Origin of the sequence: Rhizobium sp. FKY42 (genome assembly GCF_005222835.1) — a bacterium.
Lineage (GTDB): Bacteria > Pseudomonadota > Alphaproteobacteria > Rhizobiales > Rhizobiaceae > Neorhizobium.
On record NZ_STGA01000010.1, the window covers coordinates 73,063 to 98,584 of the forward strand.

The following is a 25,522-nucleotide window of genomic DNA, read 5'->3' on the forward strand; positions in this document are numbered from 1 at the left end:
AGGGAGGGAATGGCATGAGCATGTTAAGACAGAGCGCAGCGATGGCACTTGCCATATGGCCTTGTTGGTGCCGCACAGGCAGGAACATTGACCTTCGCGACTGCAGACCCGCGGTTATACCGCTTCACTGCGACATGTTGATTGGCTGATTCCACCAGGAAGCACCAAGTCGAACTATCATCCGATCGGGGCACCGGTCTTCGTGTCGGCGCCGTCTCCCCTAACATCTGGTATCGTCATGTCAGCAACAGTCCCGGCGGTCAACACCGCCGAACATCTTCCCGTGTCTATCGAAATCAGTGCAACCAAGGTCCTGAAAGGTGATCTGGATCATGCGCCGCTGGCCGCCGAGTCCCGCGTCTATATCCCGGATCTGGGCAGTGAAACACTTGCCACCCGAGTGGCTGCTGCTCGGCATATTCGCGCTCTGGGACTGAGGGCGGTACCGCATCTGGCGGCACGGCGGCTTCCCTCGACAGGGGGCCTGACCGCGTTTCTCGACAGCTTTACACAAGAGGCAGGCGTACGCGACCTTCTCCTGATTGCAGGAAGTCCAGCCACGGCGACGGGTCCCTTTGGATCGAGCATGCAGGTTCTGGCAACGGGCGCGCTCCAGACCGCAGGTATTACCAATGTCGGTGTCGCTGGCCATCCCGAAGGCAGCCCGGATTTCGACACACAAACGGCAGAAAGGGTATTGCTTGAAAAACTTGATTATCTTGCAGGTCACGGGCTGACAGCCCGGATCGTCACCCAGTTCGGCTTCGATCCGGTCGCATATATCGACTGGGCACACCGTCTTAGGGCTCGGGGCATTCTTGCCCCTGTACACGTCGGTCTTGCCGGTCCGGCGAAACTGACCACGCTCATCAAATACGGCGTGGCCTGTGGTGTCGGTAATTCGCTCCAGTTTCTGAAAACCCGGACATCCAATCTGCGTATGCTCGCCAGCGGGTTCGATCCTGGCGATATTGTGGATGCAATCCAATCTGCGAACCTACCCGCTATTGCAGGTCTCCATTTTTACCCGTTCGGAGGCACCTCTCAGACCCTCGACTGGCTCGAGGCGCGTGGCCTTACACTGGAAGCGAAGCAATGACCTCCTATCTGCTCAATGTCTCCTGTCCCTCGAAACGTGGCATCGTTGCTGCAGTATCGAGCTTCCTTGCAGAGAATGGCTGCTCTATCGTCGACAGTTCACAATTCGATGATCTCGAAACCGGCCAGTTCTTTATGCGCGTGCGCTTCGTCATCGAAAGCACGCGAGAGTTGCAAGACATCGAAACCGGTTTCGCCTCGGTGGGACAAGCCTTCGCGATAACCTATGCCTTCCACGACTCCGAGACGAAGATGAAGGCGGTGGTCATGGTCAGCCGTTTTGGGCACTGCCTGAATGACCTGCTCTACCGGGTGCGGATCGGCGCGCTCCCAATCGAGATCGTTGCCGTTATCTCCAACCATATGGATTACCAGAAGGCGGTGGTGAATGCCGACATTCCCTTCCACCACATCCCCCTGACCAAAGAAAACAAACCTGTTGCCGAGGCCCGGATCATGTCCGTGATTGAAGACACCGGAGCCGAACTTGTCATCCTTGCTCGATATATGCAGATCCTCTCCGATGACATGTGCCGTAAAATGTCCGGCCGGATCATCAATATCCACCACTCGTTCCTGCCGTCTTTCAAGGGAGCAAACCCCTACAAACAGGCCTATGAGCGCGGGGTGAAACTGATTGGCGCCACCTCGCATTACGTGACCGCCGACTTGGACGAGGGACCGATCATCGAGCAGGATGTGGTGCGTGTGACCCATGCGCAGAATGCCGAGGATTTCGTGTCGCTGGGCCGGGATGTCGAAGCACAGGTGCTCGCCCGCGCGGTTCATGCTCACGCGAAGAAACGGGTGTTCCTGGCCGGCAACAAGACAATCGTCTTTGCCGCCTCACCGGGGGAATACTCCTCCGAGCGAATGGGTTGATGGAATTGGTTCCCCCAATCCGCAAACCAATTCCAATAGGAGGGGTCCAAATGGCAGACTTGTGTCAGCAGGTTTTTTAGTCTAGCGCCCAGCCTGTCACCCACTGTTTGTCTGTGGGTGGGGGCCGAGCCGATGAACTCTCCCCAGATATCCTGCCGGGTGTTCTCAGCCAAGGCGGCGACATCAAACCCCGAAAGCTGATCACCCACGGGTGCCAACCCTGCGAGCCCTCCGCTGCTTCACCTATGGCCCACATCACCCTCGGGGTGCGGCGGTCGAGCGGCGCAAAAGGAGATCAACGCCGACACTGATGCGTTGAACCGGACCGGTTGGCTCCGCCAATCGCGCCGCGAGAAGCTCAACCCCGATACGACCCAGGGCGTGGCGATTCGAGCTGACGGTGGTCAACGGGGGAGTACCGAAGCTCCCGAGCGCCAACCCGTCGAAGCCGACAACAGAGACGTCGTCGGGCACTGAAAGGCCCCGTCTTTCTATCGCCTGGATCACGCCAAGCGCCACCATGTCATTGACACAGAAAAAGGCGGTCGGCATCGGGTTACCCTCGTCCAACCAGCGCTCGAGGATATCGCGGGCCGAGAGATTGATGTGCTCTGGCGCACCGAGATCCATGACGTGGCGGGCGGAGTCAAAGGTCAGGCCCGCCTCTTCCAGGGCACTGCGAAAACCTGCCACGCGACGACGGAAGGTTTCTCGCCAGGCATGCGTGACATGCACGATATCCCGGTGTCCAAGCGCAAGCAGATGCCGCGTTGCGGTCCAGGCACCGTAGAGATAATCCGGCGCAACGCTTGGCAATCGCATGGATGGATCCATTCCATTGACGATGACGGCAGGCACCTGCAAGGAGGCAACGGATTCGACGAGATCCGGATGATCGACCCCGACAAGCAGCAGAGCCTGAGCCTGCGGCAAACCTCCCGGTGCCAGCATCTCAGCGAGATCCCGCAGGACGGTCACGCTGACATCGAGTCCGGCGGCAGAGCCGGTCGTTCCAATGCTTGCAAGGACATCACCATAGAAGGCATCATGAGTGACATATTGTTCCAGTGTCAGGACCGAAACGCTGCCAACCTGGCGACCGGAACGGCCGCGATAACCAAGTTCCTCTGCGATCTGCAGAACCCGATCGCGCGTAGCACCTCCGACACCTTCACGGTTGTTGAGGACTTTGGAAACTGCGGCAACCGACACGCCGGCGGCGGCGGCAATATCCTTAAGCGTGGGCTCTGGTGGCAACTGCATCTGCAAGAGATCGGTTCCCTTTCGCAAAGGTCATATATGTATCTCGTTCCGATAGCGCAGCAAGCTATGCCGTTGCAACACATCTCCCGCGACAAGCAGGAGCGAGACTACCAAAAGAAATCCCTGTGCCCCTGCGCGCGCATCAAAGCTTCCATAAAATAGTAATCGCCGTAGGGCAGCATGGCATCACAACGGCCCGCAGGCACATGCCCCGCACCATGGGCGAGAAGTCCCTGCGCGTTCGGGGTCTGCGTGAGGTCACAGGTCTCCAGAAGCCCGTCCAGAAGACGGTAACCGAAATTGCGCCACCGCACAGCCTCGGCTTCCGGCACAAGTTCGCAAAGCAGAAATAGCCCTGCTGCCGTTACGGCTGCCGCCGATGAATCAACCGGATGTTTTCCATTTGCGGGAAGGCTGTAGTCCCAGACCGGCACCTTGCTGCCTCCCACCAACGCCTCAGCCTTGGTTGCGAGTCGTCGCGCGGCGTCCAGAGAAACGGGATTGCCTGTCACTCTATGACAGTTCGCAAAACCATGGATCAGCCAGGCCTGTCCCCTTGCCCAACAGGAGTGATCGGCATAGCCCTGATGCGTCTCTCCCCGCAACGGTTCCCCCGTGGCCGGATCGAACAGGAAGGTGTGGAACGTCGTCCCGTCGGGCCGAACCAGACAACGCAGCGTCGTCGCCTCGTGGAGATCGGCAACTTCGCGGAAATCCGCAACGCCGGTCTCGCGATGTGCCCAGTGCAGGAGCGCGAGGTTCTGAATGGTGTCGGCGATCATGCGACCATTGGCGAAGCGAGCCTGCTGACGATCCTCCGGGCCTACCGGATTCCAGGCCTGGATGTACTGGCCCTCCTCTCGAAACCGTCCGATCAGCCAGCGGGCGGCCTCAAGCGCCATGCTTCGCGCAACCTCGTCGCCAGTCGAAAGCCACTCCGCGACAGACGATAGCGAGAAGATGAAACCGAGATCGTGGTCCCGCGCCTTGCGACTGTCCAGAACAGCCCGAAACTGCGGCCTTCTTGCGCGCGCCGCCGCCGCAAAGACGGGATCAGCGGTCAGTTGATGCGCCAGCCACAATTGCCCGGACAGGAATCCCATAACCCAGTCTGGACCATCGCAAAAACTCCAGCTGTGATCGGGACGCCCGATCTTCGGGTTACGCAACCCGGCAATCGGAAGAAGTTCACGCAACCGTGCCACCGACCGCTCAAGCGCTGCCTGATAGATCTCCCGTCCGGCATGATCGGGACCGTTGGTGAAGTAGGATGTCAGTTGAGACGTTTGCATGATTATCTCCTCCGGGCAGACTTTTCGCGAAATACGAAACTTTTGTCAATAAAAGAAATTTCTTGACGTCAGTAAAATCCAGTCGTAGCAAATGTCACAGGAGGATCGGCCCACCACAATGATGGCAGGAATACGCTGACGTAGATGATACGCCAGGGCTGCCGCAGGTGTGCCGACGTCGAGAAGGAGCTATGCCTGCTCACAGGCATTGGAAAACTGGAGGAATCTCAATGGGAATTACACTTCGCCTTATCACCGCTGCCCTTGCCGTTGCCGTGTCTGCCGTATCCGTTCATGCGGCTACGTTCCGCATCGCAACCAATGTCACGGAGGACAGCACGGCCGGTAAGCTGCTTGCCGAGTTTTCGGAAGCCGTTACCGCCCGCACGGAAGGCCGCGTCAAGTTCAAGATGTTCCACAATGGTGTCCTGGGCGAGCAGGCACAGTATCTTCAGCAGATCCAGACCGGCGCCATCGACGCGGGCCTGGTGAACTCGGGTACGCTCGAAACCGTGGTCCCGGCTGTTGGCGTCATGAATCTGCCCTACGCGTTCCGCTCGTCGGAAGAATATGCCAAAGTCATGACGGACCCGAACATTCTGAAAACACTTGAGACAGCTTCGCGGGCACAAAAGATCAATGTCCTTGGCTTCCTGTCCTCCGGTTTCCGGTCGATCTACACCACCAAGCCTGTAAAGGATTTCGCAGGTCTGAAGGGTCTGAAACTGCGCTCAATCGCCAGCCCCACCTATACGGAAATGGTGAGCCTGTTCGGCGCCGTGCCGACGCCCCTGCCCTTCGGCGAACTCTACTCGGGGCTGCAGGCCGGAGTGGTCGATGGCGCTGAAGGCGGTCTGGCCGGCCTGTGGGTCGCAAAGTTCGGCGAGGTTGCGAAATATGCGCTCGTCACCAACCATACACGTCTGACGGATTTCATCGTGACGTCGGCAGAGTTCAACGAAAAGGTCGGCAAGCAGGATCTCGCACTCCTGCAGGAGGAGTTCCAGAAGGTCAGCCTGAAGTCCATCAAGTTCGCTGATCAGACAGAAGCAGACCAGTTGGCTCAGGCCGTTGCAAAGCTGGGTGTCACCGTGACCCAGACGGATCTGGCTCCCTTCATGGCTGCCGTTTCGCCCATGTATGAAAAGGCGCGTGGCGATGCGGCCAAGCGGCCGATGATCGAAGCGCTCTTCACCGCAACCGGTCGCTGAGTTCGCACGTCGCCGCATAGCGGGAACTGAATGATATCCTCGGTTCCCGCAGATTTCTGAAAGGATTGATGATGGACGAGCAGTTTGCCGTTGCCGAGGCCAGGATCTCTCATCGTGGGATTGGCCGTTTTCTTTTGCAGGGGCTTTCGTCCATCATGGCGGTGCTTCTGGCTCTGATGCTTGCCGCGATCACCTGGCAGATCGTGTCACGCTATCTGCTGGGGACGCCCAGCCTCCTGACGGAAGAGTTTTTGCGTTTCTCTCTCATCTGGCTCGGCCTTTTCGGCGCCGGTGTCTGCTTTCTTGGCACCTACCACATGAACCTGCCGATCATGTCGGAAAGCATGCAGCCGAATGGCCAAAGTGTCCTTTTCCATCTGAATGCACTCATCAACATGCTATTCGGCGGGGCGCTGATCTGGGGCGGCTGGAAAAGCGTCATGGTCAATGCCGCAACCGTCAGTCCCATGTTGCAGATCTCCATGGGACTGATCATGTCCGTGATCGGACTTTGCGGTCTTATGATGGTGGTTATCCAGTGCAGGGATATCGTCCAGCGCATACGATCAGAGCAAGGGGGCCTGCGCCTTTTCAGCATTGCCTTCACGCTGCTTGCAGCAGGCTGCGCTTTGATATGGCTGATCTGGACGTCGTCCTGGATGGAGACCCTGACGGACAACTATCTGGAACTGACCTCAACAATCGTCCTCTTTCTGATCGCAACTCTCCTGCTGGTTATCGGCACACCCATATCGGTCGGGCTTGCGCTGGCGGGCGTGCTCACGCTCGCTCTTCAGATGAACATCTCTCGCGTTCTGCCGACGGTGGGAGAAACCATGTTCAACGGCCTGGACAGTTTCGGCTTTCTCGCGCTGCCCTTCTTCATCCTTGCTGGCAACATCATGAATGTCACGGGTCTGGCGCGGCGTCTGATCGATCTTGCCATGCTGCTCGGGGCCCGTTTTCCCGGCAGTCTCTGGCAGACCAATGTCCTCGGCAACATGCTGTTCGGAACCTTGTCAGGCTCGGGCATTGCAGCAGCGTCCGCCATCGGCGGCATCATAAATCCGGTTGCGAAGGAAAAGGGCTACGACATGGCGGTGACAACCGCCGTCAACGCAGCGTCAGCACCGGTCGGGCTCCTGATCCCGCCGTCAGGCGCTCTGATTGTCTACTCGCTCATCACCGGTGGAAGCGCCTCCATCATTGCGCTGTTCATGGCAGGCTATGTGCCCGGCATCATCATGGGCCTGGCTGTCATGCTCTATGCGGGCTGGTATGCCAAAAAGCACGGCTATGAGGCCGATCGGCAGCGGCACACTCCCTCTGAAACGCTCAGGATCGTGCTGAGAGCCCTGCCCAGCATGCTTCTCGTCATCATCGTCATTGCCGGTATTCTCGGGGGCGCGTTTACAGCCATTGAAGGCTCTGGCGTGGCGGCTGTCTATGCCCTGGTTCTCGGGTTTGCCTATCGCAGCCTGACCTTGCAGCAACTTGCCAAGATCCTCGTCGATACCGCCCTGATGACGGCATCGATCCTGTTCCTGATTGCCTGCTCGGCGATGATGATGTGGTCGATGACCTTTGCGTCGGTTCCTGAAACCGTGGCAAGTCTCATCATGACGGTTGCCGACAACAAGTTCCTCGTCCTGCTGATCATCAACATCGTGCTGCTGATCGTCGGCATTCCCATGGACATGGCGCCTGCCATGCTGATCTTCACGCCGATTTTCTATCCGATCGTCACTGAGCTCGGCGTAGATCCGGTGCATTTCGGTATCATCATGGTTTACAATCTGGCCATGGGCATCGTCACGCCTCCGGTTGGAACAATCCTGTTCGTCGCCTGCTCGATCAGTGGTCAGAGCATCGGGGCCGTCACCAAGCCGCTGCTCCCCATCTTCGGCCTCCAGATCGCGGGGCTGCTGCTGATCACCTATGTGCCGGCCGTCACACTCTTTCTGCCGAGGCTGTTCGGTCTATGACGCGGCGGACAGGGCACGGATGGAATCCATTGTACGGCCTGCCAATTGCCGGCAGGAGCGATATGCTGGAAGCTCTGCGTGCCCTGATCCATCCAATTTCCGCCTATCAATCGCCTGGCGGCGCCCGTCTGCAACTGTCGGCGGGCGCTGCCATATTCGACAGGGCAGCGGCGGAGCTTGAAGGTTTTGCCCGCCCACTCTGGGGAGCCGTACCTGCCGCACTCGGCGGTTCGGATGTGCTGGACTGGGCACGCGTGCGAGAGGGGCTCAGCAACGGGTGCGATCCCGAACACGAGGAGTTCTGGGGCTGGCCAGGGCCGGAAGACCAGCGTCTTGTGGAAATGGCGGCGATCGGCTTTGCACTGATGGCGATCCCGGACAGAATATGGATCCCCCTGCCCCAGCGGAGCAAGGCCCATGTGTCCGCCTATCTGCGCGCATGCACGGCACAGGTTTTCTCGCCGAATAACTGGATGTTCTTTAGGCATCTGATTGTGGCTGGTCTGGCGCGCGTGGAACCGGATACTCCGGTGGCCGATTCTGAACGCTATGGCGCGGAACTCGAAGCGCTCTATCTGGGCGACGGCTGGTACCGTGACGGCCCCGGACGCCGCGTCGATCACTATAATGGCTTTGCCTTCCACACCTATGCCCTGCTTCTCGCCTGCCTTGCGCCGCAGAAACCGGCAGTCGATCATCTGGCGCGTGCGCGGCTGTTTGCGCCGAACTTTGCCGGCTGGTTCGACCCGGAAGGCAGAGGTCTGGCCTATGGTCGATCCATGACCTATCGCTTCGCCATGACGGCGTTCTTCGGAGCCTATACGCTCGCCGAGGTCGGCGATCCTGTCCTGTCCTGGGGGTGTCTCAAGGGGATAGTCCTGCGCAACATCAGATGGTGGTCGCGCCAACCCATTGCCGACCGCGACGGCGTCCTGTCAGTCGGTTATGCCTATCCGAACCCGATGATGGCGGAAGATTACAATTCCGCATGTTCGCCCTATTGGGCGCTCAAGGCATTTCTGCCGCTGGCTCTGCCCGCAGATCACCCTTTCTGGACCTCCGAGGAAGCGCCGCTTCCCGAAGACATGCCTCTCATCCAGCCAGGAGCAGGCTTCCTCCTTCAGCGAACACCGACCCAGACGGTTGCCCTCACCGGGGGACAGGCAGGGCCACAGTTCCGTCATGGTGCCGAGAAATATGCCAAGTTCGCCTATTCGACCCTTTTTACTTTCAGTGTCGAAATGCGCGATGCAACTCTGCTGACTGCGTCCCTGGACGGAGCGCTCGGTGTTCAAGCGGAAGGGCGCCCATGGGTTTCAAGGCACAGTTGCATCTCAGCCCAGATTGTCGATGGAGAAGTCCATTGCGTTTGGCGTCCCTATCCCGACGTCGAGATCGAAACTTGGTTGCAGCCCTATGGCAATGGCCATCTGCGCCGTCACAGGATTTCGACGCCGGTGGCCCTTGATACGATCGAAGGCGGATTTGCCATCGAGCGCACGGACGGGAAAACTGAGACATGCCAGCTTGAACCTCATTCCGCTGCGATCTCGGAAGGGCTCTTCAGCTGCATAGTCGATCTGGGGAACTGCCGGCGGGCGCGAATCCATGCACCTGCCTCCGGCGTCAACCTTGCCCACCCGAGGATCTGGGTTCCGCAACTCGTCGGCCATATCCCGGCTGGAGAAACCGAGCTCCAGTGCTGGTGCGCCAGCGGAGAGAAGCCGTACCAGATAGACATGGGCTTGTCGCAAACATTTTCGAAGCTCGCGATTATACCCTGACCATCTTCATTTTCATGCTTTGTTAACCTTTTGCAGTCCGAAGAGGCGAGCTAGAATCTGTCAGTTTCAAATTAAACCATAACCTGCATGTCTGAAGTAGTTTGAGCACTTCTGCGGGCTGAACCGCCTTGAGGAGTTCTCCTATTCGTCTCCATGTTGTTTCCACGGTTCTCTCGTCCGCCTTTCTGACGAGCGTCTTGAGCTTGGCGAACATCATCTCGATGGGATTGAGGTCTGGAGTGTATGGCGGCAGGAAAAAGAGATGTGCGCCGACATCGCGGATCGTGTCTCGGGCTGGTTTTCCTTTGTGGCTCCCGAGATTGTCGAGGATGACGATATCGCCATCCTTCAGAGTTGGGACCAGGCTTTGCTGGACCCATGCGGTAAAGGCGGTACCATTGATGGGGCCATCGAGGACGAAGGGGGCAACGATGCTGTCGCTGCGCAGGCCGGCCAGAAACGTCAGCGTCTTCCAATGACCATGAGGGACTTTTGCGATGAGTGGCTCGCCGCGCTGACACCAGCCCCGGCTGCGCGTCATGTTGGTCTTGACCCAGGTCTCGTCGATAAAGACGAGCCGGGCCGGATCAAGCCTATGTTGATGGGTCTTCCATCGCATCCGGAACCGAGCCACCTTCGGGCGATCCTGCTCGCTTGCCGCCAGTGTTTTTTTTGAAGGTCTTGCCCTCGCTGCGCAGGAAGCGCCAGAGAGTGTCGTGAGATACGTTGATCCCCGCAGACTTCAGTTCCGCCGACAACGCACGCACCGTCCAGTCGGACTTGACCCGCAGCCGCTGACGCACGGCATCGGCGCCCCTCAGTGTTGGTTTGACTTACCCGCCGATCTTCGCCGGCATCAGGCCTTTACCGAGCCGATCGAGTTGCCCAATACAGACCGCTGTTGCAGCCGACACCCCAAACCGCTTCGCTGCGGCACGAACGGTCATGCCTTCCTTCAAAGCGGCGGCTAGACGCGTTCGCAAATCGAGTGAAAGAGCTCGCACCATCATTGCTGGCCTCCGATCCAGCAATGATCTTGAATCACAAAAACCAAATCAACGGAATCCCCCTCTCGATTCCGATGAGCGCTGACAGACTCTAGTGATCAGAACGATCTGCTCGCGCACCTCTTCGGAATGCAAAAGGTTAACAAAGCATGAAGGATCGCGAGAGGGGCAATTCTCACTCGCCAGTAAGTTTTCAACACTCCCATTTGTCTGCTGGTGGTCAACACGCCGTTGACCACGAAAATTTGCGACAGGCCCTTTAGGAACCTTATGAAGTAGCGCCATCGAGTGCCAGTGCTCTGGCTAGCATTTTTTTGACAGTGAACCGTGTGAAAGGGGGGCGCATCAAAATAGGAATGAGCCAGGACTGGATGACTATTCCAAGACGGCTGCGAGGCACGTAATGCCCGCCAATCTTTTGGGACTGTGCCTGAAGTGTCAGGGTCAAGGGTTTGAGACGCGCCTCATAAACGGCGAGAGCATCGGGGAGCGGCTTTGCTGTCAGCTCCTGCGCCAGAATGTAGGCACCGGCCATGGCCGTCGAAGTACCCTGACCCGAGAGGAACGTCATGCAATGAGCGGCATCACCAAGAAGCACGACACGACCACGTGACCAATTTGGAACCTCGACCTGCGCGATCGTGTCGAAGAAGCAATCATTCCAGTCCACCTCCTGATCCAAGGTGGCAGAAATCATACCGGGCCAGTTGCCAAAAATGTCTTTCAGATAGCGTTGGCGATCTTCGGCAGCAATGCGCTGCGTCTCTTGATCACGCCAGCAGAAAAGTGTGGCTGCCGTACCGTCCCCGACCCGATAGAGTCCTGCCTGTCGATCAACATCCATGAACCCGACGAAGCTGCAATCCATACCTGGTCCGTCTGGCAGTCGCCAAGCAGCGGCGCGATAGCCCAGAGGGCGAAGAAACGCCTCATGTGGGCCGAACCAGAGCTGCCTAACGCGACTGCGATACCCATCGGCAGCCACTACCAGATCGAAATCCTCCGTCTCCCCGGTTGAGAAGCGAACCGTCAGGCATTGGTTGGCCTCGGTCATCGCGTCGATCTGTGTTCCAAACCGCACTGTGAGCCGTCCATCGAGATGCTCATGCAAAACGCGCACAAGCGCATCACGCATGATGGCAAGCATCTTGCCATCGGCTGCGGCGGAAAAGTGCTTGTAATCATATTGGAAAAGCGGGGCATCACGGAGATTGCGATACTCCGATCTTCCGAGATCCAGTGCATTTCCAAGCAGATCTTCAATGATGCCCAGACGTTCGGCCACATTCCAGCCGTTGACATGGATGCCAACGGCATAGCCCGCCTCACGGATGGCTTCAGCTTTTTCGACAATGACGGGTGTTATACCCTGACGCAGCAGGCATGCGGCCAAAGTCAAGCCGGCAGGCCCAGCACCTGAAATCAGCACACGCATGCTCTGCCCCGCCTACTTTAGAACTTGATGCTCAGGCGACCACCAAAGGTGCGTCCCTTGCCTAGCTGATAAACATTCCCGAAGGACGGTCCGGCGTTGAAGCCGTAAACGGAGTAAGTCTCATCAGCAATGTTATCGATGAAGAACTCGGCAGCGACAGCCTCGTTCTTCTTCCAGGTTAGCCCGGCGTCAAACAGGGCATATTCCTTCTGCCCCAATGTATTGGCCTCATTGAAATAGGTCTTGCCGATGTAGGTCACGCCGGCGCGGGCGATCAACGCGCCATGATCATCTGGAAGATCGAACGTATATTCGGCTCCAAGATTGGCGGTAACGCGGGGTGCATAGGGAACCTGGTTTCCGGTCAGGTCTACGCCTGGATTGGATGGATTTCGGTATGCACTGAAATAGGTATCATTATAGGCAATACCGCTTTTGATCTGTAGAGCGTCGGTTGCCTGCCAGCGTGCCGTCAGGTTGGCACCCTTGCTTTCAACTTCACCCACGTTTTGCAGATATTGGCCCTGCACCGGACCTACCGAAAGCTGGTAATCATCCGTCTTGGTGAAATAGATGGACGAAGTGAGTTCGAGTGCTCCGTCAAAGAGCGAGGCCTTCACGCCAGCTTCATAGTTGTAAGTGTGCTGTGGATCGTAGGAGAAGCCAATATTGTCGGGCGTGACGGCGCGTGTAAACCCACCCGCCTTGAAACCGGTACTGAACAGGCCATAGGCTAAAAGTTCGTCGGTGATCTTGTAGCTGACGCCCGCCTTTGGCGAGACAGCAGAGAAATCATCAGAATTGTAACGCGCATTTCCAGCCAGTGACGTATCTGCCTTTACCTCTTCATAATCGAACCGTACGCCCGCCAGCAGATCCAGCCGGTCCGTCGCATGCCATGTCGCCTCGCCGAAGGCAGCAGAAGAACGAATATCCTGATGTGAGGCCAACAATGATGCCGGTACATTTCGCTTGAAATCAAGGTCCTGATAATAGAGACCGACGACATAATCGATTGCGTTCCCGGCTTCCGGATTGGATGCAAGCCGAAGCTCCTGACTGAGCGTTTTCTGCCATTCCGGCGTATAGCTGCCGAAAATTGTACGATCTAACGCACGATCCTGGTAACCGGTCTGCGATGTGATCGTCGCTTCGCCCAGATCATAGGAGGCGGTGAGGCCGAAATTATTGCTGCTCAACTTGTAGTAGGAAGGAACCGGAAGTGCTGTTCGTGCATCCAGCATGGATTCCATTACGAAGCGTTCTTCCCCGGATGACCGAGTGGTGCGTCCGGCAGAGACCATCACATCCAGCGGACTGTCAGTGGGAGCATAACGTAGACGAACCTGTCCCCAACGATCCTTGCTCTCGCCGACGTCCTCACCGGTGACCATGTCCTTCATCTCGCCGTCCTCATTGAGGGCGCTGAAGGATAGATCCCCATAGAGCGTATCCTCGATCAACGGCGTGTTTACATACAATCCGGCCTTTGGCCCCAGATTGGTCATTGTAGTATTGAACTCCGCGCGCAATTCGTCATCCGGTTTGCGCGTGACGACATTGACCACGCCGCCGATGGCACCACGGCCATAAAGCGTACCCTGTGGGCCGTAGAGCACTTCAATACGTTCAAGCGTTTCTGGTAACATCTGGCTGAAGAGCGCCTGATCCTGCGGCAGACCATCGACATAGAGCTGCGCAGAAGGATTGTAGAAATCAACAGACGATTGGCCACGCAGGGTGATATTGTTGTAGGCGCGGCTGGAGCGCTGGCGGATGTGCACATCGGTGAACACACGATCCAGTTGGTCGATGCTGGTCAAACCACGACGTTCCAGCTCGTCCGCCTCGACCGTTGCTACCTCACCCGCTGTACTAAAGGCATCCTGCAAGCGCTTCGTTGCAGTAATCACGACCCGTTCAAGCGTAACCCCCTCATCGCCGTTGCGATCCTGGGCCATGGTGTTCGAGGCAGAAAGCACGGCGATTGTGGCAAATGCAGTCGCGCTCAAAAGGCTTGTTTTAGACATAGTTGATCCTAATTACTGAGGATGAGGCGACGAGGTTTCGTCGGAAGGATGCCGCGCAGAAGCCGTGTGCTGGACATAGCTGCAATGACAAGCAGGGCGGCAGCGATTGCGAAATTCGCGTGATGTCCTGCATTCTGACTGATGAAGCCGGCGGCGATGGAGAAGCCGATAGCCAGGATGGCGTCTACGCTTTGAAGCAGCGCGAAATCGGTTCCCGCCTGATTGGGAGAGCACCAGCCGATCATCGTGGCGTAAAGTGCCATCATGCTGAAGGCAGCGGCTGCCGCCTGCAACAGAACAAGCGACCCGATGAGTTGGCTGGGGACAGATCCGAAGATTGCGCAAAGCCCAAGAGCAGCGAAAACACTTGCATTGAGGAGTGCAGCGCCCACAAGCGCGTGCCTACCGAGATGGCGGAGGAAGACACTTCCCAGCAATGCGGCGCCAAGGCCAGCCACCGCACCCCCAACACCTTTCAACCAGCCGATTTGCGAAAGATCCAGACCGGCATCAATGAGATAGGGGCCGATAAGACTCATTCCGAGACGCAACCCTGCCTGATACACCAGCAGGAAGAGAAGTCCGCGGCGCAGGCTGGCACTGGCGAATGCGGCTTTGAGACCTGGACGGTACGACGACTGATCTTTCTGGATGATCGCTTCGACCGGGCGCGCGATAATTGCCGGCAAGGTCATAACGAGGACGAGAGCGGCCATAAAGATCATGGAGGCGGACCAGCCAAAAGTGGCATAAACGGGCAACCAGGCACCAACACCCAGCAAGAAGCCGAAATAGCCACCAAAGACGCTGGAGCCGCTCACCAGGCCCCGGCACCTCTCGTCAACCGCCTCAACGGCCAGCGCATCGGTCGCGATGTCCTGCGTAGCTGCGAAAAAGGCGATGGCCAACAGCAAGACCAAGAGCGCTGTGAAGTGCTCCTGTGGCGGAAACCAGGCCATGGCCATGAAACTGATGGCAATCAGTGTTTGGCAAGCGAGCAGCCAAGTGCGGCGATGGCCAAGTCGGACCACGCCATAGCGATCAACGACCGGCGCCCAAAGGAATTTGCAGGCCCATGGCAGGAAAATCAGCGAAAGCATCCCGAGCTTGTCCAACGCTGTTCCGCTTTCTCGAAGAACAGTTGGCAAGCCTGTCTGCACAAGGCTGCCAGTAATAGCCTGAGCCGCATAGAGGCCAGCAAATAGACTGGCAACTTTGAGGTTTGAGGCATGCTGCGGCTTTGCCTTCGTATTCATGTTCAGAAATCCTGCGTCGCATCCGACCTTAACTGCCCCGGCAGCACATCGCTACCTTGATCGGGACTACAACCACCTCGATCGGGGTCATTTTTAAATCGGGCCCCCCGCCGGAAACGGCAGGCACAGACCAGTGCGGAAACGGGTCAGATCATTCAGCAATTGGTGCAGATTGGTTGGTTCACTGAGATAGAAGTGATCGCCGTCGTAGCTTCTGCATTCAAAGCGATCAGCGGCAATTTCTTCCCAAGCCTCTATGTCAGCCTCGGACACCTCAGCGTCGGCCTTGCCGCGCAAGGCAAGGACAGGGCTGAGAATTTTTGTTGGCCTGCAGGGACGATAGGATTCCGTCAACTGGAAATCGGTGCGGATCATAGGCAGGAAAAGTTGCAGGAGTTCCTCATTGGCAAGCACTTCCTCCTGTGTGCCTCCAAGGCGGCGCAGTTCCTCCGTCAGGGCCCGATCCGTCATCCGGTGGCGCCATGGTTGAGGCGTGGGCAGATGCGGCGCGCGACGCGCCGAGACAATCAGGGCTTGAGGTTGGCGTTTGATTTCCTGCAGATGAAGTGCTGCCTCGAACGCGAGAAGCGAGCCCAGGCTGTGCCCGAACAAAACGACATCAGCATAGCGATCTGCCAGGTCTGTCAGGACCGGAGCAAGTTCGATCAGCAAGTCAGTGAAATTTGAGCAAGGCGGATCCCGAAAGCGGCTTCCACGGCCTGGCATCTCCATCCGGTAGACATCGACGCCCTTGAGCAATTCATGGTCAGGCCAACCGCGGAAGAAGGTTGCCCCTCCCCCTGCGTGATGAAAGAGAACAAGGCAGGTTTGAGCGCCCGAATTACCTGGTACACCAAAGGGCAACCATGGCGAAGACAAAGGCCTATGCCGCATTGTAACCCCTCCCAATAGCTGTGGCTGTGATATCGAGCCGCCTCTCAATCGCGTCTCTGACGGTGACAGCAACCTTTTCGCCGTCATCGCGTGCTAGAAAATGCCCACCCTCAAGTCTCACATGGTCGAACCCCGCCGAGGTGCGCGTCCGCCAGGATTCGACCGCTTCCTGCGAAACGAGTTCGTCCTCGCTGGTGGAAATTGCAAGAATGGGCGCGCCAATGACCGCCTCACTGCAATAACCAGCCGCCATGGCGATATCGCCTTCCATTGCGGATTTGAGAGTGCCGAGCATTTCCATGTTGTTAAGTACGGATTGCGGTGTGCCACCCAAAATCCGAAGCCTTGTCTCAATATCATTGCCACCGAAAAAGCTGGCAATGTCTGGCAGCTTTTCATGAGGACCGGGGCACGCGCCCGTGACCACCAGCTGCGGCACACCATGGCGCTCCTTTTCAATGCGGTGGGCAAACTCGAAGGCAAGCTTGCTGCCAAGGCTCCAGCCGGCAAGCACCAGTGGACGATCCAGATAGGGAACAACGAGTGGCAAAATGTCTTCCACCGCGTCGGCAAGAGACGTGAAGGGTGGTTCGCCGATGCGGCTTTCCCGGCCGGGCAATTGAACAGGAGAGAACTGCCAGTTTTGCGGGAAGGCAGGACGCCAACCCTTGAATGCAGATGCTCCTGCCACCGCATGCGGAAAGGCGAGAATATTGACCTGGGCGGTGCGTCTGGGGGCGCCAAAGGGAAACCATTTTGCGCGTCTTTCCGTCAGATCGCGCCCTGAAACGAGGCAGGCTTCGATATCGCGGCTGCGCGTGTTCAATCGGGTCAGGTCAGGTTTGGACGTGCCATTGCCGGTCTTTCGCCACCGGGTCAGCAAATACACGATTTCGCCTTGATCGAGGCAATTCCACATGGCCGAACCGGGGGCCGCGAAATAGTCTCTCAACTCTCCCATGTCCGGCTGCAATGCCAGACGATCGACCAGGCTGGGCGGCATGCGTTCACGCGCATGGCAGACCTGAATGGTGACGTCACGGAAGCTTTCGCACACGAAGCCCATGTCCTCCATGATCTGCCGGAAGGGGGCCACCATTTGTCTTGGCCAAAGATCACCGTGCAGAAACACACCACCGGGTGCGAGTGTACGATAGACATGGCCGAGAAAAGCCCCCATGTCCGGATAGGCTCCGGACGATTCCAGGTTGAAGATCACATCCTGACTTTTGTCGCCAAGTGGCAAGTTGCAGGCATCAGCAATCTGCAAACGCACGCGCCTTTCGCCCAGAAGTTTCCGAGCAGCGGTAATATTGTCAGTGCTGAGGTCGATGCCAGTGAAGGAGAGCGGCCGATGATGACGGGCGATGAATTCAAGTGCACCGCCACGACCGCATCCGATGTCGGCAAACCTTTGCCCGTCGAACCTCAAAGGACCGATCAGTTCTGAAACCAACCGCTCGAAAGGTGCATTGGAACCCGTATCAGACGCCGGATCCAAGGCCTCGTCCGGCATGCCCGCGACAGGCGCATAGCCCCAGTTCAGGAACGCCGCCTGCTGGTCGATACCAATCTTGGAAAAGGCATCCGCCAGCGTGACGTAGGCGCTACGGTTGCGCTCAATCGATGCATTCATCGACATCTCTTCTTTCTTTAGCAAATTCAACGGGGTCTGGTTGGGGTGGCGGGGGTGCTGGTAACGACTTTTCTCGAACGGCTCCCGCTAGCCGCAGGACACTTACCCAAGCCTGACCCAAATCTGTGAGATAGGTATCTGTCTGCCAAGGCACGCTATCGGGTGCCGCTATCGCTTGGTTGAGTTCGTCCAGGGCTCTGAGAATGGCGCCGGGAAATTGTTCATGAACCACTTCCCAAAAGGGTGCACCGCGTGGGGAGCCGAAAACCTGCGCGCTGGGCTGTATAAAGTAGCGGCTTTTCGCAAAGGCTTCGGGAGCCAGCAAATAGGAGCTTTCAAGGCCGTCCTTGCGGTAATCCGGTGCGTAAAGTGAATGGGTCCAGATTGCCGGACCAAAACTGTTCACAAGATTGATCACGCCTTCCGGCCAGCCAATCGCCATGCTGTGCATCACCAGGGAATGGTGATCCGGATCGGAAGGATCGAGGTAGGATTGCAATAGAAGGTTGAAGGGAATCCCTGCCGCCATGCCCTGAAAGCTATGGAAGGGCATTTCATCGGCCGAGAAAGACTTCTCGCAGCGAAACGCTTCAAGGCCGCCGATTGCGCGTCCCAGAATATCCAGGGTGGAGTAGAGAAGCTGGGGACTTGTCGTCATCTGCGCAAATGCTGCGGGTCCATTGCGCCTGGCAGCCGCCGCATAGTCAATGGCATGCCGCACAGCAGGCAGATGGGGGTAGAACGAATTTACATGATAGCGCACCCCCTGTTCCGCTGCGCGGCGGCGAAGGGATGCCACCTCTCCCGGATGAACCGGATGTTCCTGTACGACATGAATGCCGCGGTTGATCAATGCCGCTGCAAGCTTGCTGCCCTCCCCTCCAAAAAGGGTAGTTCGCACAACCACGCAGGCCAGATCGACCTTCCCCTCCGGCAGATCTTCCACGCGATGGTACAACGGTACGCCAAAATGAGCAGCAAGCGATTGGGAGCGTTGGCTGCCGCGCGCCAGGATACCGCGCAAGCGGTAGGCGTGCGACGCTTTGGCCAGCGCTGCAAGATAATGTTCGCCAAAGCAGGTGCCAACGACGACGACATTCTGGATGTGGTCAGCCATGAAGCGTCTCCAGCCATTGGCTAAGTCCGATTGTAGCACCTTCTACTTCCGGAATGACTGACCAACCGGAAACGGGTCGAGCCCAGTCGTCAGCGGCGCCCTGCAGGATTTCCGAGAAGGTCGCCATGATTGAAGCACCAAGCCCGGCGGGAAATAGGCCCTCTATCTCATCAAGGTTGAAAAGAAGTTCCCGCTCTTCTTCAAGCACCTGAAAATGCAGGGCTGTCTGAGGTTGGGCGGCATACTCATAGTTTGGCATGCCCAGAATTGGATCTGCGGTTTCCGGAAGCGCATAACTTTGGCGGACACCCAAAAGCGACGTGAACACGACGGGCAGCGCGAGATGTGGAATATCGGCGAAATCGGGCGGTAGTCGTGCGGGTAGCGCCCAAAGCCCGTTTGCAAGTTCAAGCGATAGTGCCTCGCGGATTACCTCAGCCGTTCGCATCATGACCTGCATGAAGGTTGGATCCTCCGAAAAATCGAAGGAAACGGGCATGATTGCCGTTGCCTCGCAGACAATATTCATTGCCTCGGCATGAACCGGCTTGCGATCGCTATAGGCCAGTTGCAATGCGAACCGCGATTTGCCACCCAGATGCGGCACCAGCGCAGCGGCAAAGGCCGAAAGCACAAGCACCGTGCCGGAGAGACCATCCCGTGCGGCAAGATCACGCGCTCTTAACCACACATCCCGGCACAGTGCCTGACGGGTAATCGCAAGCCCAAGCTGCGGCAGCGTTTCTGGACGTCGCAGCAATGGCAGGTTCGGCGGCCCCGGTAGTTTGCGCCCCTCTTCCTGCCATTTGGTGCGGTCACGCGCGGCTGCTTGCGTGGCGTCCAATAGTTCGATGGAGCGCATGTAGTCCGCACCTGAAAATGAAAGCTCGGGCAAAGCACGCTCCGGCTGAAGCATCTGGCGACCGATCTCACGCAGCATCACCTGGAAGCTCTCAATATCGATAAGGGTCGTATCGATATCGAAGTGCAGGCGCAGACGCCCTTCAGGCAAAAGCGAAGCACGCCATTCAAAGTGTGGCCAGCAAGACAGGTCAAACATTTGGTGGCTCATGCGCTCACGTGTTGCCAAAAGCCGACGATCCACTTCCTCGCGGCCAGTTGTGCGATAATCGTCGCGCTCAATGCTGCTTGTCGGAACATCGGAATGTATCTGCGCGCGGCCATCAGCGCCCACGATTATGCGCAGTGCCGCATGCCGTTTCACAAACTGGTTCCATGCGCTTTCAAATGCAGGGAGGTCAAAATCCGCCAGGGTCTTGTCATACTCGACATAAAGATGACGGGCGGTTCCTCCCAGCGGCCTGCCCTTCTCACGCCCGCGCCACCAACTGCGTTGCAGGGGCGATAGCGGTACTCTCTGACCGTGTGTTAAGGTACGCGGGCGCAGATCCCCATTGTCCAGCAAGAGTCCGGATTGTCTGCCAGCCGCTTCCACCAAGGCCCGACGTACAGGGTTGATGGATGTTTCTGCCTGACCAAGCTGCGAGCGAATGGCTGCAATCAGGGCATCGACCGTATCCAACGAAACGACAGTTTCACCAGAAAGGCGAATATCGAACTCTGTCGCGATACGCTCACGCAGATCGAGAAACAGCAGAGAATCGAGACCGAGTTCCAGCAGCTTACGGTCCGGCAAAATCTGCTGCGGCGAAAGAGACAGCAACTCAGCCAGAAGGTTTCGAATGCTCGTCGCCACATCGATATCGGCGGTGGCGTGATCCCCCCTCGCCCTTGTGAGATAGTCGACTAGCATTTGCAGACTGCCGTTCTGGCGCAATGTATCGGCAGGAACATCGATAGCGAACTGCGCTTTGATGGCCTGTGTCAGCTCCAGCATCATCAGCGAGTCCAGACCCAGTTGAAGAAGATCAGCATCTGCCGCAATGTTTGTCTCTTCAATCGCCAGAAGTTGAGCCAACGTGCGGCGCAGCCAGGCTTTCTCACCGCCCTCGGCCTTGCTTTGCAGGATGGGGGTACGCAGCTGCGGCGTACAAACCGCCAGAGACGGTGGAACTTTCTCTCCGGCACTGGAAAGCTTGAGCCAATCTATCTTGGCGGGCATCAGAACTGCATCTGGTAGAAACTGTGCCTGCCGCAGCAGCTCAACAGCTTCCTCCTCCCTTAGTCCCAGCATGCCTTGATCGGCAAACAGACGGGCCAGATCGCTCCGTTCTGCGCGGCCGTCATCCCAGTATCCCCAGGCCAGGGCCTGTACCGGCCAACCGGCAGAGCGAGCTTGTTCAGCCAACCCCTCAAGAATTGCATTGGCTGTTGCATGCGCTATCTGCCCATGCTGCCCGAACACGGTTGCTGCCGAGGACGCGAAGACTAGCCTGCCGGGCTTGAGGCGATCCAGCCAATCCACAAGGGTTTGCGCGGCCATAACCTTCGGCGCAAAAACTCGCTGCAACAGTGCCGAATCCGTTGTTGCCAGAGGCGTATCCTCCAGATGGCCGGCGAAATGGAAGATGAACGAGATGGCCCGGCCACTATTCACCGCTGTCTGCAGGACCCGCTCCAGAGCTGGACGCTCGCACAGATCCACATCGTCCCACAGCGTTAGCTGCACGCCTTTGGCTTCCAATGCAGCAAGCCGTGTCTGTTCGATAGCCGTTGGCTTTCGTCGTGCAACAAGCCAGATCTCTTTGGCACTTTCCTGTGCCAACCATTCCGCTGTCTTCAACGCCACGGGAGAAAGCCCACCCGTGATGATGCAGAGGCCGGACTCGGGTTTGACCATCGATTGCGGCGCTGCTTCCACCGGCTGTAGGCGCGGAACGAAAATGCGGCCACGGCGCATCGCAAGGATGTTTTCGTCCGCCGCCGCCAGCGGCAGTTCAGTGATCGCGTTGGGCTGATCAACATCGATCCATCGCAGGTCAAACTCTGGATGCTCCCGTTTTGCAACGCGAACAAGGCCCTGCAAGCCTGCATTGATGCCGAAGTGTGGTTGATCCCAAGGCGTGGCGGCAAGAGCACCCAGCGTTATGATATCGACCGCTGCCCCCGTTTTCCTTGCATCGTTAAGTGTCTGCAGCACATAGGCATACAGGTGCGCCGGGTCATGGACCTGCGCAAAACGCAGGTCTAGCGCCAGAACGTCGCCGGCGCCGATCGATGGCGGCACTTGCCAGTCCCCCAACGTTGCGGAACCTGTGCATGGCGCCGAACCGTCCGCGCGCTTCGGGGCGAGCACATGGTCGATGCGTCTCTTCTGATGCGGGCGTGCGCCGTGCTCCCATGTCCAGCGGTACAGAAGCGGTCGTGGTTCTGCGGCATCGATCTGTCGCAGGTTCTCGATCCACAGGATTGGCCACTCTTCTGGATCCACGACAAGGATATCGTATCCACCGTTGTCGCATTTTCGGGCTGTCCATTTCCCCCGAAGTGGCAGGTCTTGCGTGCCACTGATGGCCGAAGCGGTGAAGTAGGAGGCGTCCGCGGGGAGTGCGAATACTTGCTTCAGCAGATCGCTGAGGCCTGAGAACTCCTGTATTTCGCCTTGTTCGAGAAGAAGCGGCATCGGCTGCACGCGCTGCACCATCTGCACGATACTGATCAGTGGCGGCTTTGAATCTATGCTTTCCTTGAGAGCAAGCCCGCCCCGCTCGAATGACCAATGGGTGGCACCCAACAGAGGCCGTGGCCGCAGGATGACACCCTCGTGCCGCCAGAAGCCGCGACCAGAGCGCGCAGCCAGCGCCTCAACCAGGCCACAAAGCGTCGTCGTATCGATCAGTTGAGCCGTTATCGATGGAGAAACGATCTCAGATTCCGGCGCTTCACCATTCAGCGCAAGGATGATGTTTTCTCCTATCTTTGCCGGTAGTTGATCAGCAGTGGGATAGGCGGTCCAATTGGAAAAGCCGCTTTGCGTCAGAAACTCGCCCCAGATCGCCAGCGGAGGAAAGAGTTCACCACCACGCTCCGTGATATCGGAAAGTACCGGCACCAGCGGCCCGAAGATAAAATCGAAAAGCGGTTTTGGCGCAGAAATTTCTCGCAGGACCAGCAAGCCGCCGGGAGCAAGCAGCCGTCTGGCACGAGCCAGAACGCGTTTGAGATCACGTCCATTGTGTAACACATTGGCTGCGATGACCAGATCGTACTCGCCCTCGTGATGCCCTTGTTCAGCTGGCTCGCGCTCTATGTCGAAGGTCGCGTAGCGCAGGAAAGGATAGTTCGAGAACTTCAGCTTTGCCCGACTTAGAAAAAGCGGTCCAACATCGGTAAACATGTAGGTCGTGCGATGGGCCGGAAGGATTGGCAGAATGGAACTGGTAGTTCCGCCGGTTCCCGCACCGATTTCGAAAACGCGGATTGGTCGCTCCGCCGGAAGGCCATCAACGAAGGCCTGAACGGCCTCACGCGCCAGGCTGTTCAGGAAAATCGAATCTCGCTGACGCTCATACATCTCTTCCGCATCGTCCGTTTCGGCAGACGGAAAGACAATTGACACCGGATCGACTTCACCCTTCAGCATGTCTGCCAATTTCGGTCCTACGCGCGCTGCCATGTTGGTTAGCCGCTGATATCCGCGCGCTGCCATGTCTGCGAGAATGGGATGGGTATCCTCCAGCGGCCTTACAACCAGTTGGGCAAAAGCATCTCCCACCTGCTCCAGCGCTCCCTCGTTGACGAGGTCGCGAAGCAGCCTTTGCGTTAGCTGGCGGTAAGTCGGGAGTATCGCGCCACGCGACATGACCTGATCAAGCGAAAGCGGAGAGGTCTCGGTGAAAAGCCCCAGTCTATGAAATGCATGCGCGGTGTAAATTGCGTGGAGCGCCGCAGAAGCGGCGGCTTCCGCTGCGATGGGTGTCCAGTCATGCTCGGCGGCACGCGTGACGGTGGCCTCGTGCATGTAGCGTTTCAGCATTTGCCATCGATCGGTGGGTGCCTTGTCCTCTGTCTGAACGGGACCTTGCAGGACGCATACCGGCGCAAATGCCTTTCGCCTTGGCGGACTTGTTTCTGGGAGTGGCAGATCAGGACCGGTTACTTTGCCCTGATCTACGAATTCATGCAGCTGGCGTGCCAGTACCGCGGCATCAGCCCCCACGATATCGATACGATGGGGCATGACAGTTCGATGATGATCGAGCGTAGCGGCATAGGATTCAAGTTCATCGTCGAACTGACCATCGAGCAGAGCGTCGGCATGCACAAGCGCCAGGGCGCGCAGAGAATCGGGATCACGAGCCGACAGACTAACCCGCACAGGCCCCTTTTTTTCCGCCACAGGCGTACGCAGCCTCGGCGGCAAGGCCTCAACAATCACATGGCAATTGGTACCGCCGATGCCGAAGGAACTAACACCTGCAATACGCTCGTCACTATCCCAGCGACCCAAGGCCAGTGGTACGGTAAACGGCGTCGAAGCCAGTTCGAGCGCCGGATTGGGCGACTGGAAGTTGGTGCAAGGCGGAATGAGGCCGGTCTTGACCACAAATGCTGCCTTCAAAAGACTGGCGACGCCGGCTGCCGTATCAAGATGGCCGGTGTTTGCCTTGAGTGAACCAAGCGCGCAGGGTTGTGTCCGTTCGCTGCCGGATGAGCGGAAAGCCTCGGCCAGTGCCTGGACCTCAATCGGATCGCCAAGCGGAGTTGCAGTTCCATGTGTCTCAATGAAGCCGATCCTGTTGGCGCAAACATCGGAAAGCGCCAGCGCTTCTGCTATGACTGCTTTTTGTCCGATAAAAGATGGCGCAGTGAAACCCGCCTTGCCGGTTCCATCATTGTTAACAGCTGATCCGCGAATGACGGCCAGGACGCCGTCTCCATCCTCCAGCGCCCGCTGCAGTGGTTTCAGCAGGACAACAGCAACCCCATTGCCAATGAAGGTTCCTGCGGCGGCGGCGTCGAAGGGGCGGCAATGACCATCAGGCGAAAAGATCATGCCCGGTTGATGGAAATAACCGGCGGCCATAGGAAAAGTCAGTGCCGCGCCGCCAGCGAGTGCCATGTCGCATTCGCCGCTTCGCAATTGCTCGCAGGCCATATGCACCGCCACAAGCGAGCTGGAGCACGCGGTCTGTACTGTAAGCGCCGGTCCTGTCAGTCCCATCTTGTAAGCAACGCGCGTTGCCAGATAGTCCTTGTCATTGCCGATCAGGCGCTGAAATGTCCGTGAAAGGCCGGCCTGCAAGACATTCTCACGGCTAGCCAAATAATGCGTGCTCATGCGCGAGGCACCGAACACGCCCACTCTCTGACCGGAATGAGTACCCGCAGGTCCCGCCATTTCCAACGCTTCCCAGGCGCAAGTCAGAAACAACCGCTGCTGCGGGTCAATGGTTGCAGCCTCGGCAGGAGAATAACCGAACCATTCCGCATCGAAACGCTGTGCATCTTCCAAAATGCTGGCGACGGGAACGAAGTCCGGACGTGCCAACAGTGCAGGATCAAGCCCCTCTCGCGCCAGATCGTCGGCCGTCACCCGACGTGCTAGCACCTCGCCGTCGGCAATCCGCCGCCAGAAGGTGAAGGGGTCGCTTGCCCCCATGAAACGGCAACCTGCCCCGATGATCGCGATGGGCTGCAAGTCGCTGTAGATTTCAGCAAACAAACCATTGTCGAAGGAACGCATCGTCCTGTCCAATTCAGTCAAAAGC

At 57.8% G+C, this 25,522-nt stretch carries 14 protein-coding genes and 1 pseudogene; 5 read left to right on the top strand and 10 right to left on the bottom strand.

From position 1 onward, the window contains the following. The first annotated feature begins 238 nt into the window (after positions 1–238). Together E8M78_RS05855 and purU are read left to right on the top strand one after the other, a co-directional pair. Positions 239–1,099 carry a methylenetetrahydrofolate reductase gene (locus E8M78_RS05855; protein ID WP_137134179.1) on the top strand — a complete coding sequence of 287 codons (861 nt, stop codon included), beginning with the start codon at positions 239–241 and terminating at the stop codon, positions 1,097–1,099. Next, positions 1,096–1,980, top strand: a complete 885-nt coding sequence (gene purU / locus E8M78_RS05860) for a formyltetrahydrofolate deformylase (RefSeq protein ID WP_137134180.1) — start codon at positions 1,096–1,098, stop codon at positions 1,978–1,980. Before E8M78_RS05855 ends, purU begins: the two co-directional genes overlap by 4 nt. Positions 1,981–2,235: 255 nt before the next feature. Here the strand turns inward: purU and E8M78_RS05865 are convergent, their stop codons facing one another. After that, positions 2,236–3,243, bottom strand: coding sequence for a LacI family DNA-binding transcriptional regulator (locus E8M78_RS05865; RefSeq protein ID WP_137134181.1), 1,008 nt, complete (start codon positions 3,241–3,243; stop codon positions 2,236–2,238). Positions 3,244–3,350: 107 nt separating this feature from the next. Continuing rightward, a complete protein-coding gene (locus E8M78_RS05870) occupies positions 3,351–4,535 on the bottom strand; it encodes a glycoside hydrolase family 88 protein (RefSeq protein ID WP_137134182.1) in 1,185 nt (394 codons plus the stop codon). A gap of 230 nt (positions 4,536–4,765) precedes the next feature. On the opposite strand from E8M78_RS05870, the gene dctP reads away from it, so the two are divergent. The 3 genes from dctP to E8M78_RS05885 all read left to right on the top strand — a co-directional run bounded on the left by dctP (position 4,766) and on the right by E8M78_RS05885 (position 9,515). Next, entirely contained in the window at positions 4,766–5,746 is a 981-nt protein-coding gene (gene dctP / locus E8M78_RS05875) for a TRAP transporter substrate-binding protein DctP (protein WP_170973332.1), read from the top strand. Positions 5,747–5,817: 71 nt separating this feature from the next. After that, entirely contained in the window at positions 5,818–7,731 is a 1,914-nt protein-coding gene (locus E8M78_RS05880) for a TRAP transporter large permease subunit (RefSeq protein ID WP_205910224.1), read from the top strand. A gap of 62 nt (positions 7,732–7,793) precedes the next feature. Beyond that, entirely contained in the window at positions 7,794–9,515 is a 1,722-nt protein-coding gene (locus tag E8M78_RS05885) for a DUF2264 domain-containing protein (RefSeq protein WP_170973333.1), read from the top strand. A 66-nt stretch (positions 9,516–9,581) separates the two neighbouring features. On the opposite strand, the pseudogene E8M78_RS05890 reads toward E8M78_RS05885, so the two are convergent. The 8 genes and pseudogenes from E8M78_RS05890 to E8M78_RS05925 all read right to left on the bottom strand — a co-directional run bounded on the left by E8M78_RS05890 (position 9,582) and on the right by E8M78_RS05925 (position 25,497). Further along, a pseudogene (locus E8M78_RS05890) lies at positions 9,582–10,522 on the bottom strand (IS630 family transposase). Between the two features lie 268 nt (positions 10,523–10,790). Next, positions 10,791–11,957, bottom strand: coding sequence for an FAD-dependent monooxygenase (locus E8M78_RS05895; protein WP_137134186.1), 1,167 nt, complete (start codon positions 11,955–11,957; stop codon positions 10,791–10,793). A 17-nt stretch (positions 11,958–11,974) separates the two neighbouring features. Next, positions 11,975–13,987 carry a TonB-dependent receptor gene (locus tag E8M78_RS05900; protein WP_137134187.1) on the bottom strand — a complete coding sequence of 671 codons (2,013 nt, stop codon included), beginning with the start codon at positions 13,985–13,987 and terminating at the stop codon, positions 11,975–11,977. Between the two features lie 8 nt (positions 13,988–13,995). Next, positions 13,996–15,243, bottom strand: a complete 1,248-nt coding sequence (locus E8M78_RS05905) for an MFS transporter (protein ID WP_137134188.1) — start codon at positions 15,241–15,243, stop codon at positions 13,996–13,998. A 93-nt stretch (positions 15,244–15,336) separates the two neighbouring features. Beyond that, on the bottom strand, positions 15,337–16,137 hold the full coding sequence (locus E8M78_RS05910; RefSeq protein WP_170973334.1) for an alpha/beta fold hydrolase: 801 nt from the start codon (positions 16,135–16,137) through the stop codon (positions 15,337–15,339). Then, positions 16,127–17,773 (bottom strand): alpha/beta fold hydrolase, encoded by a 1,647-nt coding sequence (locus E8M78_RS05915; RefSeq protein ID WP_170973335.1) that lies wholly within the window; start codon positions 17,771–17,773, stop codon positions 16,127–16,129. The genes E8M78_RS05910 and E8M78_RS05915 overlap by 11 nt, the downstream gene beginning before the upstream one ends. Continuing rightward, positions 17,757–18,890: a Gfo/Idh/MocA family oxidoreductase gene (locus E8M78_RS05920; RefSeq protein ID WP_137134191.1), complete on the bottom strand. Its 1,134-nt coding sequence runs from the start codon at positions 18,888–18,890 to the stop codon at positions 17,757–17,759. Before E8M78_RS05920 ends, E8M78_RS05915 begins: the two co-directional genes overlap by 17 nt. Further along, on the bottom strand, positions 18,883–25,497 hold the full coding sequence (locus E8M78_RS05925) for an SDR family NAD(P)-dependent oxidoreductase (protein ID WP_137134192.1): 6,615 nt from the start codon (positions 25,495–25,497) through the stop codon (positions 18,883–18,885). The genes E8M78_RS05920 and E8M78_RS05925 overlap by 8 nt, the downstream gene beginning before the upstream one ends. Positions 25,498–25,522 lie beyond the last annotated feature (25 nt).

Coding starts and splice junctions, on each gene's coding strand:
- E8M78_RS05855 (WP_137134179.1), top strand. CDS start 239: ATGTCAGCAACAGTCCCGGCGGTCAACACCGCCGAACATCTTCCCGTG.
- purU (WP_137134180.1), top strand. CDS start 1,096: ATGACCTCCTATCTGCTCAATGTCTCCTGTCCCTCGAAACGTGGCATC.
- E8M78_RS05865 (WP_137134181.1), bottom strand. CDS start 3,243: ATGCAGTTGCCACCAGAGCCCACGCTTAAGGATATTGCCGCCGCCGCC.
- E8M78_RS05870 (WP_137134182.1), bottom strand. CDS start 4,535: ATGCAAACGTCTCAACTGACATCCTACTTCACCAACGGTCCCGATCAT.
- dctP (WP_170973332.1), top strand. CDS start 4,766: ATGGGAATTACACTTCGCCTTATCACCGCTGCCCTTGCCGTTGCCGTG.
- E8M78_RS05880 (WP_205910224.1), top strand. CDS start 5,818: ATGGACGAGCAGTTTGCCGTTGCCGAGGCCAGGATCTCTCATCGTGGG.
- E8M78_RS05885 (WP_170973333.1), top strand. CDS start 7,794: ATGCTGGAAGCTCTGCGTGCCCTGATCCATCCAATTTCCGCCTATCAA.
- E8M78_RS05895 (WP_137134186.1), bottom strand. CDS start 11,957: ATGCGTGTGCTGATTTCAGGTGCTGGGCCTGCCGGCTTGACTTTGGCC.
- E8M78_RS05900 (WP_137134187.1), bottom strand. CDS start 13,987: ATGTCTAAAACAAGCCTTTTGAGCGCGACTGCATTTGCCACAATCGCC.
- E8M78_RS05905 (WP_137134188.1), bottom strand. CDS start 15,243: ATGAATACGAAGGCAAAGCCGCAGCATGCCTCAAACCTCAAAGTTGCC.
- E8M78_RS05910 (WP_170973334.1), bottom strand. CDS start 16,137: ATGCGGCATAGGCCTTTGTCTTCGCCATGGTTGCCCTTTGGTGTACCA.
- E8M78_RS05915 (WP_170973335.1), bottom strand. CDS start 17,773: ATGAATGCATCGATTGAGCGCAACCGTAGCGCCTACGTCACGCTGGCG.
- E8M78_RS05920 (WP_137134191.1), bottom strand. CDS start 18,890: ATGGCTGACCACATCCAGAATGTCGTCGTCGTTGGCACCTGCTTTGGC.
- E8M78_RS05925 (WP_137134192.1), bottom strand. CDS start 25,497: ATGCGTTCCTTCGACAATGGTTTGTTTGCTGAAATCTACAGCGACTTG.